The sequence below is a fragment of the Flavobacterium sp. FG68 genome, from assembly GCF_057808895.1.
In genome coordinates this window covers 1-11,302 of sequence record NZ_JBMDIY010000060.1, presented here as the reverse complement: position 1 = coordinate 11,302, position 11,302 = coordinate 1, and the positions used below count along the sequence as shown (strand labels likewise).

Below are 11,302 nucleotides of genomic sequence, written 5' to 3'. Positions count from 1 at the left end.
TTAAGGTTAATTTTAGCTTAGGTTATTTAAATTGTAAAATCAAACTAAAAAAAAATCTGCAAGTAAAACATAAGATTCAAAATAACAACATGAACTTCAAACCTGAAACGAATCTAACCTCAAAGTGCAGCTCGCGTGAGGGATAGAGCTAAGCTACCGAAGTAGCAGCGAAAGCCCGACAGCATCCCGGTAAAAGGGCGAATATGCGTAAAGTGAATTAGCCCTTTTATCGGGATGGTGGCACGCCCTAATTATTAAGTTTCAACGGAAAACGAATATCAATTTGAAATTCTAAAAAAAATCCCCACAATGTGACTTTCCGTAAAAATGGTTGATTATAATATTTTATATTTGAAATAAATCTAACCAAACCCCAATCAAAATTCCTGCTGATGAAACACAAATTAATTTCGTTATTCGTGTTGGTTTTCATTATTTTTTCTTGTAAAAATGAAACTAAAGAAAGTAATTCTATTGCAGAACCTCAAAAATCGAACACAAATACAACTGAATCAGACAGCATAAAAAGTGATTCGGCAGCGGTGGAGTCTTCAACCAATAATTTGGCAGAAAACAAAAAATTATTGTTGGATTTTTATCTTAAAAACGACAAAAAACCGCAATACTTTTTAATAAACAACAATAAAGATACTACGATTGTCTGCGCCGAAAAAACCAAAATAACGATTACTGCGAATAGTTTTATTATTTCAAAAACACAAAAAGAAGTTTCGGGACAAATTAAAATATCGGTTAAAGAATATTATAGTATTTCGGATATTCTTTTAGGCAGACTTTCGACAACTTCAAACGGAAAATTACTGGAAACTGGCGGAATGCTGGATATAAATGCTGTTTCGGGTGTGGAAAAATGTGATTTAAAAAAGGGAAAAAGTATTGAAATTGAAATGCCTAAAAAGAAAGAAAAAGAGGGAATGCGGCTTTTTAACGGAAAGAGAACAAATGATCAGGTTAATTGGCAGCTGGCTGAAGTTTCAATCAATTTGAATAAGGTTTATAATAAAGTTGATGAAATGCCTATTTATCCGGGTGGTAATCAAGTTTTATATAAAACTCTTGGCAACAATATAGTTTTGCCGGATGAAATTATCTCAGGTAAAGTTACAAGTACTTTTGTTGTAGATAAAGAAGGAAATGTAACCAATATTAAAATAATAAAAGGCTTAAGCAAAGAGATTGATGAAGCTGTGGTTAAGGCTTTTAAAAAGCTTTCAAAGTTTATTCCGGGCAAAGTAAATGGTATTCCTGTAAATGTTCAATATTCTCTTCCCGTTAATATTCACTCAGATGAAGATGGTAATAATGGCTATTTAAGTTCTACTTCTAACAGCAGCGGATTTGCTAATTATGAAGCAAAAAAAACAAAAGCAGAGGAATTTGGTTCTTACTTATTTAAAAGTGCGAAACTAGGTTTTATAAATTGTGACAGATTTTTGGATTATGACGAATCGTCTAAAATTGATTATGTGATTAATTTTAAAAATGACAGCAATACCTCTGTAAGCATTATATTTCATAGTATAAAATCTGTAATGACAGGATATTCAAATGCTGATAATGTCTCATTCAACAATATACCATCTGGAGAAAAGATTACTATTTTCGCCATTAAATATGTTGACGACAAGCCTTATTTAGCGACTCAGGAAACTGAAACTTCGCAACAAAAATTGAATAATTTGGCTTTTGAAGAAGTAACTCCTGAAAAATTAAAACAGGAAATAAAAAAACTGGACCGACTGAATTAATTCTCTCTTTTCAATAATTGTTATTACAGAATCTACATGAAAAACTTTTTGCTTGTTTATTTATTTATATCATTTTCAAATATTGTTTGCGGACAAAAATTAGTTTCAGGCGAATATGAATTCGGAATGAATCTTTCTTATGATGAATCGTCTAAGATCCTGACAGGTTATTTTGAAAATTATACCGGATTAGACGAAGAAACAAATAACCCGAAATTTTCTTGTATTTTTTATATTGAAGGAAAAGTTACAGGGAAAAAATTTAGTGTAAAAACTTATTATCCAGAAGATAAAACCGATGATGTAATTTTAGGAACAATTGAGATAACTAATAACAAAACAATTAAAATAAAACTTCCAGAAGAACATGGCGGATGCTGGAATGTACAGCGTTTTGCAGATAAGCCTGAACAATTTGAGCTGGAAAAGAAAAGCAATTGGATACAGGTTAGATATGTAGATAAAAACAAATCGTTCTTTTTTAAAGAAAACTCTAACCTTAGTAAAACAAAAATGTATCTAATTAAAAATGATATTGTTTATGTCGAAAAAATTGAAAACGGAAAAGCATATTGTAGTTACAAAGGAAAAAAGATCATAAAAGGATGGATTAACATTGATGATCTAAATAAATTATAATAAAAAGCCCCAATTAGTATTTGGGGCTTTTAATTTTATATTAATCTGCTTTGACTTTTATTTCTTCTGCAAATAACAATTTAATATTCTCATAAGAATTTTTAAGCACCTCTTTGATTTGTTCCGGATTTAGCCAGGCAACTTTTTCGATTCCTTCTTCGATTTGTCCGTGTGGAGTTCCTTCAAAATCAGAATGCATTTCGAACCAATGCGTAATTTTGAGTTTGTATTTTCCGTTGCGTTTAAAGATATGATACGTTTTTTGGAGTTTTTGAACAATACGGAGTTTATTTACGCCCGTTTCTTCCTCGACTTCGCGCATGGCGGTGGCTTCAATGTCCTCACCTTTCTCGATTCCGCCTTTAGGTAAATCCCATTTTCCGTTTCTAAAGATGAATAAAACCTCGCCTTTTTTATTATACACAAAACCTCCGCCGGCTTTATTTACCGGAATTTTGGCTTTGAGGGTTTTCATTATCTCACTTTCGTCAGGATGATATAAAATAGCTTTTTGAATTTTATTTTGAAAAATTTTTATGATAAGCTGTTCTATATCAATACTTTCCAACAAGAACAATTGAAAATCTGTCTCGCGGGAGATTTCATTTGTCAAAAAAAGTGGTTTGTCGTTCACAAAAACTTTATACATTTGTACTATGATTTTTAATAAAGATACTGCCGAAAAAACAGCCGAATTGCTTTTGCAAATAAATGCAATTAAATTGAATCCCGAAAATCCTTTTACATGGGCTTCTGGTTGGAAATCTCCTATTTATTGTGATAACAGGTTAATTCTTTCATTTCCGAGCATTAGAAACTATGTTCGTGATGAGTTTGCAAAGAACATCGAAAAACAATTTGGAAAGCCTGATGTAATTGCCGGTGTTGCTACTGGAGCCATTGGAATTGGAATTTTAGTTGCCGAAAGTCTTGGACTTCCGTTTGTATATGTGCGTCCGGAACCAAAAAAACACGGAAGACAAAACCAGGTTGAAGGTTTTTTTCAAAAAGGACAAAATGTTGTAGTTGTTGAAGATTTAATCAGTACAGGAAACAGCAGTTTACTTGCCGTTGAAGCTTTACGCAATGAAGGTGCTAATATTAAAGGAATGGCGGCGATTTTTACCTACGGATTTAATGTTGCCGAAGAAAATTTCAAAAATGCCAATGTTGACTTGTTTACATTAAGTAACTACGAAAATCTTTTAGATTTAGCGGTTCAAAAACAATATATCACAGAAGACCAGCAATCTACACTACAAGAATGGAGCGTAAGGCCATCGACTTGGGGACAGGAATAGATTTTAGATTTTAGATTTTCTAAAAATCGCTTCGCTCTTTTTGGGATTTGGAATTTAAAAAATTGGAATTTATTTTGATTGCTACATACAAATAAAAAAACAAAATATTATATGAACTTAGAAAGTCCAAAAGTTACCGTTCAGAAATCAGCTCAGGATTTATTCGATCAACTGACTGATGTTAAGAATTTTGAAAAACTAATGCCGGATAACATCGCTAAATTTGAAGTAATTGGCGAAGATGCTTTTATTTTTGGATTGAAAGGTATGCCTGAAATCAAATTAAAAATGAAAGACAAATCAGCGCCAAACAAAATTGTTTTGGGTGCTGCAAGTGATAAACTTCCGTTTACTTTAACTTCAAACATTGACTCTATTTCTGATTCAGAAAGTGCTGTTCAATTATTTTTTGAAGGTGAATTCAACGCTATGATGGCGATGATGGTTAAAGGACCAATCAGTAAGTTTATTGAAACTTTAGCAAACAATATGAACAAACTTTAATAATGGTAAATTATTAATTGTGAATTATAAATGAAAGCCTGATCTGATAGATTGGGCTTTTTTTTGTTGCCACGAAGGCACAAAGGCGTAAAGAATTTGAAAGTATATTTCAAAAAAAACTTCGCGTCTTTGTGCCTTCGTGGCAAAAAACTTAGAATCTTAGAACCTTAGTATCTTAGCAACTTAGTAAAGCATCTGAATCTCCTTTATCTCAAATTCAGAAACAGAATCATCTTCCAATAAAACCTGTAATTTTCCAATTGGGGAAACGCCTTGGATAATTCCCATAAAATTTTTATCCTGAAGATTTTTAAAAGGCATTGGAACTCCTTTTTTGAACAGCGAATTAAAATAATCTATCCAAAAAAGTGATGATGAGGTTACCCATAATTCGGTTTTCTCTTGTATTTTTTCAGTAATTAAAATTGCCAGATTCTCTTTGTCAAAAGTTTTTCCGGAGATAACTGCCAGAGAAGAACCGCGAGGGAGATCTTCATAATTGGTTTGATTGACATTTATTCCGATTCCGACAACTGACACGATCCTGCCATCGCTTTTTAGAGTATTTTCTATCAAAATGCCACCAATTTTTTTATTGTATGACATTATGTCGTTTGGCCATTTTATGCATAAATCAGGAATATTTAACGATTTCAATGCATCTAAAACAGCTAAGGAAACTACAATACTCAAATTGAAAACCTGCTCATTATCAAACAGGAAATCTTTCACCAAGACGCTCATAATTAAGTTTTTACCCGTCTCAGAGCTCCACTTTGCCCCCATTTGCCCCTTGCCTTTTGTCTGATTTTCAGCCGTTACCACCGTAAAATTCTCCAGTTCATCCTGACTTGAGAATGATTTTAAGAAATCATTTGTGGAATCTATGGCATCGAGTTTGATTAGTTTCATTAAATAATTTAAATATCTTAATTTAATATTTTGTTAAGGTTCAAAAATAATCACAAAATTTGGTAACTTTACAAATTCATATAAAATAATTCATGGCGAAAAAGACTATTAATAATGATGTTCTATTGGCGAACATAATCAAAGGGATTGAGGAAGTAAAAGGAAATGATATCGACATTCTTGACTTAAGAGATATAGACACAGCAGTTTGTGACTATTTTGTCATTTGCAACGGTAGCTCAAATACCCAAGTTAACGCCATTGTAAACTCAATTCAAAAAACAGTTTCAAAAGACTTAAAAGACAAACCCTGGCACGTAGAAGGAACCGATAATGCAGAATGGGTTCTTATGGATTATGTGCATATCGTGGTACATGTTTTCCAAAAACACATTCGTGAATACTATAATATCGAAAGCCTTTGGGGTGACGCCAAAATAACTACAATCGAAAACAAATACTAAAAGAAAAATTTTTCTAAATGGCTAAAGATAATAATCCAAATCCGAGTAAATTTAAAATAAGTCCCTGGTTAATATATACCGCAATACTTCTAGTTTTTTTATTTATAAGTTTTGCAACCGGTGGATCTAATTTAAGCGAACCTGCACAATTGACTTCTTCTAAATTCAATACTTTATTAGAAAAAGGTCAAATTGAAAAAGTGATCGTTTATAATAAAGCCGAAGCTGAAGTGTACCTGACTGCTGCTGCTCTTAAAGACCCGGCAAACGAAAAGGTTTCTAAAGATATTTTCAAAAACCCTAATAAAGGGCCACACTATACTTTAGAGATTGGTAACGACCAAATCTTCCAAACTAAACTTGAAAAAGCAGTTGGCGAAGGCAAACTAAAAGATTTCAATTTCCTTCAAAAAAATAACTGGAGCGATATTTTAATCAGCTTACTTCCTATCATCATCATTATTGGTGTATGGATTTTCATTATGCGTAAAATGTCTGGCGGAGGCGCTGGCGGAGGCGGACAGATTTTCAACATCGGAAAATCGAAAGCTAAACTTTTTGATGAAAAAACAGATATCAAAACTACATTTAAAGATGTTGCAGGTTTAGAAGGTGCTAAAGAAGAAATACAAGAAATTGTAGAGTTCCTTAAAAACCCTGAAAAATATACCAATCTTGGAGGTAAAATTCCTAAAGGAGCTTTACTTGTAGGGCCTCCTGGAACTGGTAAAACATTATTAGCAAAAGCTGTTGCGGGTGAAGCACAGGTTCCGTTTTTCTCATTATCAGGTTCTGATTTTGTTGAAATGTTTGTGGGAGTTGGTGCATCTCGTGTACGTGATTTGTTTAAACAGGCAAAAGAAAAATCTCCGGCAATTATCTTTATTGATGAGATTGATGCTGTAGGTAGAGCCCGTGGAAAAAGCAATATGTCTGGCGGAAACGACGAAAGAGAAAACACTTTGAACCAATTACTGACAGAAATGGATGGTTTTGGTACAAACTCTAACGTAATTGTTTTGGCTGCAACAAACAGAGCCGACGTTCTTGATAAAGCTTTAATGCGTGCAGGACGTTTTGACAGACAAATTTTTGTTGACTTACCAGACATCCGCGAAAGAGCTGAAATTTTCAAAGTTCACTTAGCTCCTATCAAAAAAGTTGAAGGTTTAGATCTTGATTTCTTAGCAAAACAAACTCCGGGATTCTCTGGTGCTGATATTGCAAACGTTTGTAACGAAGCGGCTTTAATTGCTGCCCGTAACAACAAACCTGCAGTTGACAGACAAGATTTCCTTGATGCTGTTGACAGAATTATTGGAGGTCTTGAAAAGAAAAATAAAATTATTACTCCAGAAGAGAAAAGAGCAATCGCAATTCACGAAGCTGGTCACGCAACGGTAAGCTGGATGCTGGAACATGCTGCTCCGCTTATTAAAGTAACTATTGTTCCCCGCGGACAAAGTTTAGGTGCTGCATGGTATTTACCAGAAGAAAGACAAATCGTAAGAACTGATCAAATGCTTGACGAAATGTGTGCTACTATGGGAGGAAGAGCTGCTGAAAAAGTAACTTTTGACAGAATTTCGACTGGTGCATTAAGCGATTTAGAAAAAGTAACACGCCAGGCTCGTGCAATGGTAACAATTTATGGTTTGAACGATAAAATTGGAAATGTTACTTATTACGATTCATCAGGACAAAGTGAGTACAACTTTTCAAAACCATATTCTGATGAAACAGCAAAAGTTATTGACAAAGAAATTTCAGAATTAATTGAAGGTCAATACCAAAGAGCTATTCAAATTTTACAAGAAAACAAAGACAAGCTAAATCAGCTTGCCGATATATTAATTGAAAAAGAAGTTATTTTTAAAGATGACTTAGAAGCAATTTTCGGAAAACGTACTTTTGACAAAAATTTAGAAGAAGTCGTTTCGTAAATTATTCATTAAATACACAATATTTTTTAAAATCTTAATTCAAAATACCCTTTTGAATTAAGATTTTTTTATCTTTGAACGTTTTCAATTAACATGTAAAGTATTTCATATAAAAAATGAATTTTTTCAAAAAAATATTTGGTTCCAGCGAATCTGCTTCTGACGAAGAACACGAAAGTGAGTACGCAGGAACTCCTGCTCCAAATAGTCATTTGTCTTTAGACGAACAATTCATCTTTAACTTTAAGAAAAATGGCGGTAAATTTTTGTATTGTGAAAACAATCAGGAAGCTGCAGAACAATTCGAAAATATTTTAGAAGAAAATGACTGGTTTGAAAGTGAAGTATTATGTTACGAACCGGCTCTTTTTCATTTATTGGACGAAAACAAATTATTTTATATTGCTCCATCTAAACCAAAATTTTTATTAGCAAGCTGCGAAAACCTAATTGCAGATGAAGGTTCTATTCTTTTCTCTTCAAAACAGATTAGACAAAATAAACCGAACGAATTACCCGCAAATATTGTAATTCTTGCAACAACTAGTCAGATTCTCCCAATGAAAAGTGATGGTTTAAGTGCCATTAAACGTAAATATGATCGAGATATCCCGACAAATATCACCACTATAAAATATTTCGAAAAAGCAAAAGAAGAAGATTTTACCCAATACGGAAGTGTTGCCAAAAATCTTTATTTATTGCTCTTAGAAGATCTTTAAGATGAACGAAACGCTTAAAAGAACCATTTCTGGTGCTGTTTATATTGCTCTGTTGTTAACTTCAATCTTGTTTTCTACCGAAAGCTTTATCATTCTCTTTGGAATTTTCCTAATTATTACCATTTATGAATTTTCAAATATTGTAAATCTTAACAAAGTCTTTTCGATTTTATTTGGGACATTACTTTATACCATAGTAATACTAATTAGTCATTACAATAAACAAACTTCTGCTTATTTAAATAATATTTTTAAATCAAACCTTGATTTAGAAACTAATATTCAGCAATTAGATATTGTGCTTTTAGCCATTACACTGGTTGTATCTATTAAGTGTATTATCTTTTTATTTTATGACTCTGTTCAAAAAGTAAGCACCTCCTCAAAATATCTATATCTTTTAGGATACATTGCATTACCATTTCTTTTTATCGTAAAAATTTCCTTTGGAACAAATGATTATAATCCAAAAATCATCATAGGCCTATTTGTATTAATCTGGACAAATGACACTTTTGCTTATCTGGTTGGAAAATCAATGGGAAAACATAAGTTATTTGAGCGTGTTTCGCCTAAAAAAACAATTGAAGGATTTCTGGGCGGAATGGTTTTTGCGGCTTTTGCAGGGTTCTTGATTTCAAAATTATACATACAGCCTAATCCGGCTTTTAGCGGTAAATCTATCCTTATATGGACAATTATTGCTTTAATTGTGAGTGTTTTTGGAACGATCGGTGATTTGATCGAATCAAAATTTAAACGAATTGCCGGCATTAAAGACAGCGGTTCGATTATGCCCGGACACGGAGGCATCTTAGATCGACTAGATAGTGTTATATTTGTAGCACCAATTATATTTTTATTTTATCAAATTTTATATTATGTTTCATAAAGAAGGAGCCCCATCTATTTTATTAGGAACAGTTTTCACTGTTGCCGTACTTGTAATTGCTGATAGATTTATTGATATCAATTGGCTGAGAATGCTAGTTCAGATAGCAGCATTATTGATTTTGATTATTATTTTACAATTTTTTAGAAATCCTAAAAGAATTGCTGTAAGAAACAGCGATCACATCCTTGCTCCTGTTGATGGAAAAGTTGTGGTTATTGAAGAAGTTTACGAAGGTGAATACTTTAAAGATAAACGCTTACAGGTTTCTATTTTTATGTCACCTATCAATGTTCACGTTACTCGTTATGCGATGGACGGAATTATAAAATTTAGCAAATACCACCCTGGAAAATTTTTGGTTGCATGGCACCCAAAAGCCAGTGAGGAAAACGAAAGAACAACTGTAGTAATCGAAAATGACACTTTTGGTGCCATCCTTTACAGACAAATTGCCGGTGCTTTGGCACGTAGAATTGTAAACTACGCTCAGGAAGGAATGCAGGTTATTCAGGGAACTGATGCCGGATTTATTAAATTTGGATCTAGAGTAGATTTATTTTTACCTTTAGGTACACCAATTAATGTGGTTTTAGACCAAAAAGCAATTGGAGGAAAAACTATTATTGCTACAAAAGCGTAAATGGCAGAAAAAGATTTAGATACACGCTTTAACGAGGCTGTTGAAACTGCATTGAAAATGACTCAGGCCTCACTGCCGCAAGATGTGCAGCTAAGACTTTATGCGTTTTATAAACAGGCTACTTTTGGAACCGCGGTTTACAATCAATCTGAGAATTTTGATTTACGAAATGCTTTTAAAACGAATGCCTGGATGCAGATTAGTCATTTATCGATTGATGAAGCTAAAGAGTGTTACATCGAAATCATTAATTCACTAACATCAAAATAAATTAATATTATGAAGAATAACATTGTTCATTTTAGCATTTTAGCTTCATTTTTTCTATTATTTTCTTGTAATGATAACAATAAGCTAACTGAAGTTGTAGAAGTTCCGCTGCCTACTAAAGAAGAAAAAATAACGATTGGTTCTCCAAATGATGTAAAAGCAGATCCGGGTTCGTTTGAACTTACAAAACTGTCTTTTGCTTACGACGGATTAAGTCCTGCGTTACGTTCCTTAACTTTAGAAACGCATTATTCTAAGCACTATTTATCGTATACAAATAATTTTAATAAAGAGATTGTATCTACTGAATTTGAAAATATGCCAATTGAGGATATTTTAAAAAAGATGGATCTTAATAACGCTAAGCTTCGTCAAAACGCGGGCGGATATTACAATCATACGCTTTATTTTAATGTTTTGACTCCAAAGCAGCAGACTCCAAAAGATACACTTGCGAGTTCAATTGATAAAGAATTTGGATCTTTTAATAATCTTACCAATCAGTTTAAAGGTCAGGCTGAAAAGCAATTTGGTTCTGGCTGGGTTTGGCTGGTTGTAGACAGATACGGAAAGTTACAAATTACAACGACAGAAGATCAGGATAACCCGTTAATGAAAAATGCATTGATTCCCGGAACGCCAATTTTAGGCATTGATTTATGGGAACATGCATATTATCTGGATTATCAAAACCGAAAAGGAAGTTATATTGATGCTTTTTACGAACACATAAACTGGGAAAAAGTAAACGAGTATTATGTAGAAGCCCTCAAAAAGGTCAAGAAAGTATAAAAAAGTAAAGCTGGTACTAAAAAAAGTATCAGCTTTTTTTTATTCGCTTATTTTAAAACTCAGTCTTCTTATTAATGAAAGATAAAAAAATATGACTAAAATCATAGCGTATAATTGTATATTCCTATATCTTTAAGCATCGTGAAATACTTTTTTAAATCAAGAATCATTTCACAAAGATCTATATAGCTATTTCGAGCAAACCAATATGCTAGGAAAAAATAGCTATTCTGAATGAAACTATTAAAAAAAAGTACAGTGAAGATTAAAGCTATTCTCTTATATTTTGTCTTAATGATTTTCTTTTCATGTGACAATAAAGAGAAAACCATTTCTATAAATAATACTCAAAAGAGTCCGTTTTTAAAAACCACTCCATTACATATCCACAATCAAAATGGATATGCAAACAAAAACTGGAGAAAAAGTTAAGCTACATTTTTATAATTAG

At 32.6% G+C, this 11,302-nt stretch carries 14 protein-coding genes; 12 read left to right on the top strand and 2 right to left on the bottom strand.

Annotated elements, in window-relative coordinates; all coding sequences use genetic code 11:
• Nucleotides 1–392 precede the first annotated feature (392 nt).
• The gene (locus tag ACODSB_RS23670) at nt 393–1,769 is read left to right on the top strand and encodes an energy transducer TonB (protein WP_488938844.1); all 1,377 of its coding nucleotides are present in this window, start codon (nt 393–395) and stop codon (nt 1,767–1,769) included.
• A gap of 36 nt (nt 1,770–1,805) precedes the next feature.
• Nucleotides 1,806–2,408 carry a hypothetical protein gene (locus ACODSB_RS23665; protein WP_488938843.1) on the top strand — a complete coding sequence of 201 codons (603 nt, stop codon included), beginning with the start codon at nt 1,806–1,808 and terminating at the stop codon, nt 2,406–2,408.
• A 40-nt stretch (nt 2,409–2,448) separates the two neighbouring features.
• On the opposite strand, the gene ACODSB_RS23660 is transcribed toward ACODSB_RS23665, so the two are convergent.
• On the bottom strand, nt 2,449–3,057 hold the full coding sequence (locus tag ACODSB_RS23660) for an NUDIX hydrolase (protein WP_488938842.1): 609 nt from the start codon (nt 3,055–3,057) through the stop codon (nt 2,449–2,451).
• A 7-nt stretch (nt 3,058–3,064) separates the two neighbouring features.
• On the opposite strand from ACODSB_RS23660, the gene pyrE reads away from it, so the two are divergent.
• Nucleotides 3,065–3,709, top strand: coding sequence for an orotate phosphoribosyltransferase (gene pyrE, locus ACODSB_RS23655; RefSeq protein WP_488938841.1), 645 nt, complete (start codon nt 3,065–3,067; stop codon nt 3,707–3,709).
• A gap of 111 nt (nt 3,710–3,820) precedes the next feature.
• The gene (locus ACODSB_RS23650; protein WP_056206068.1) at nt 3,821–4,213 is read left to right on the top strand and encodes a hypothetical protein; all 393 of its coding nucleotides are present in this window, start codon (nt 3,821–3,823) and stop codon (nt 4,211–4,213) included.
• 183 nt (nt 4,214–4,396) lie between these two features.
• Here the strand turns inward: ACODSB_RS23650 and ACODSB_RS23645 are convergent, their stop codons facing one another.
• Nucleotides 4,397–5,125 (bottom strand): biotin--[acetyl-CoA-carboxylase] ligase, encoded by a 729-nt coding sequence (locus tag ACODSB_RS23645; RefSeq protein ID WP_488938840.1) that lies wholly within the window; start codon nt 5,123–5,125, stop codon nt 4,397–4,399.
• 92 nt (nt 5,126–5,217) lie between these two features.
• Here ACODSB_RS23645 and rsfS point away from each other — a divergent pair, with 92 nt between their 5' ends.
• From rsfS to ACODSB_RS23605, 8 genes are all read left to right on the top strand, one after another.
• Nucleotides 5,218–5,589 carry a ribosome silencing factor gene (rsfS, locus tag ACODSB_RS23640; RefSeq protein WP_012024667.1) on the top strand — a complete coding sequence of 124 codons (372 nt, stop codon included), beginning with the start codon at nt 5,218–5,220 and terminating at the stop codon, nt 5,587–5,589.
• A 17-nt stretch (nt 5,590–5,606) separates the two neighbouring features.
• Nucleotides 5,607–7,532: an ATP-dependent zinc metalloprotease FtsH gene (gene ftsH, locus ACODSB_RS23635; RefSeq protein WP_053473540.1), complete on the top strand. Its 1,926-nt coding sequence runs from the start codon at nt 5,607–5,609 to the stop codon at nt 7,530–7,532.
• Nucleotides 7,533–7,648: 116 nt separating this feature from the next.
• Complete coding sequence (locus ACODSB_RS23630) at nt 7,649–8,254, top strand: lactate utilization protein B/C (protein ID WP_053473541.1); 606 nt, start codon at nt 7,649–7,651, stop codon at nt 8,252–8,254.
• Nucleotide 8,255: 1 nt separating this feature from the next.
• Nucleotides 8,256–9,146, top strand: coding sequence for a phosphatidate cytidylyltransferase (locus ACODSB_RS23625; protein ID WP_488938839.1), 891 nt, complete (start codon nt 8,256–8,258; stop codon nt 9,144–9,146).
• Nucleotides 9,136–9,789, top strand: a complete 654-nt coding sequence (locus ACODSB_RS23620) for a phosphatidylserine decarboxylase family protein (RefSeq protein ID WP_053473543.1) — start codon at nt 9,136–9,138, stop codon at nt 9,787–9,789. Before ACODSB_RS23625 ends, ACODSB_RS23620 begins: the two co-directional genes overlap by 11 nt.
• Nucleotides 9,790–10,059: an acyl-CoA-binding protein gene (locus ACODSB_RS23615; RefSeq protein ID WP_053473544.1), complete on the top strand. Its 270-nt coding sequence runs from the start codon at nt 9,790–9,792 to the stop codon at nt 10,057–10,059.
• A 9-nt stretch (nt 10,060–10,068) separates the two neighbouring features.
• Nucleotides 10,069–10,851, top strand: coding sequence for a superoxide dismutase (locus ACODSB_RS23610; RefSeq protein ID WP_488938838.1), 783 nt, complete (start codon nt 10,069–10,071; stop codon nt 10,849–10,851).
• Between the two features lie 234 nt (nt 10,852–11,085).
• The gene (locus ACODSB_RS23605) at nt 11,086–11,283 is read left to right on the top strand and encodes a hypothetical protein (RefSeq protein ID WP_488938837.1); all 198 of its coding nucleotides are present in this window, start codon (nt 11,086–11,088) and stop codon (nt 11,281–11,283) included.
• Nucleotides 11,284–11,302: the final 19 nt, after the last annotated feature.

What these genes read in the sequence shown, in the direction of transcription:
- ACODSB_RS23665 (WP_488938843.1), top strand. Translation starts at nt 1,806, where the DNA reads ATGAAAAACTTTTTGCTTGTTTATTTATTTATATCATTTTCAAATATT.
- ACODSB_RS23615 (WP_053473544.1), top strand. Translation starts at nt 9,790, where the DNA reads ATGGCAGAAAAAGATTTAGATACACGCTTTAACGAGGCTGTTGAAACT.
- pyrE (WP_488938841.1), top strand. Translation starts at nt 3,065, where the DNA reads ATGATTTTTAATAAAGATACTGCCGAAAAAACAGCCGAATTGCTTTTG.
- rsfS (WP_012024667.1), top strand. Translation starts at nt 5,218, where the DNA reads ATGGCGAAAAAGACTATTAATAATGATGTTCTATTGGCGAACATAATC.
- ACODSB_RS23605 (WP_488938837.1), top strand. Translation starts at nt 11,086, where the DNA reads ATGAAACTATTAAAAAAAAGTACAGTGAAGATTAAAGCTATTCTCTTA.
- ACODSB_RS23625 (WP_488938839.1), top strand. Translation starts at nt 8,256, where the DNA reads ATGAACGAAACGCTTAAAAGAACCATTTCTGGTGCTGTTTATATTGCT.
- ACODSB_RS23650 (WP_056206068.1), top strand. Translation starts at nt 3,821, where the DNA reads ATGAACTTAGAAAGTCCAAAAGTTACCGTTCAGAAATCAGCTCAGGAT.
- ACODSB_RS23660 (WP_488938842.1), bottom strand. Translation starts at nt 3,057, where the DNA reads ATGTATAAAGTTTTTGTGAACGACAAACCACTTTTTTTGACAAATGAA.
- ACODSB_RS23645 (WP_488938840.1), bottom strand. Translation starts at nt 5,125, where the DNA reads ATGAAACTAATCAAACTCGATGCCATAGATTCCACAAATGATTTCTTA.
- ACODSB_RS23610 (WP_488938838.1), top strand. Translation starts at nt 10,069, where the DNA reads ATGAAGAATAACATTGTTCATTTTAGCATTTTAGCTTCATTTTTTCTA.
- ACODSB_RS23620 (WP_053473543.1), top strand. Translation starts at nt 9,136, where the DNA reads ATGTTTCATAAAGAAGGAGCCCCATCTATTTTATTAGGAACAGTTTTC.
- ftsH (WP_053473540.1), top strand. Translation starts at nt 5,607, where the DNA reads ATGGCTAAAGATAATAATCCAAATCCGAGTAAATTTAAAATAAGTCCC.
- ACODSB_RS23630 (WP_053473541.1), top strand. Translation starts at nt 7,649, where the DNA reads ATGAATTTTTTCAAAAAAATATTTGGTTCCAGCGAATCTGCTTCTGAC.
- ACODSB_RS23670 (WP_488938844.1), top strand. Translation starts at nt 393, where the DNA reads ATGAAACACAAATTAATTTCGTTATTCGTGTTGGTTTTCATTATTTTT.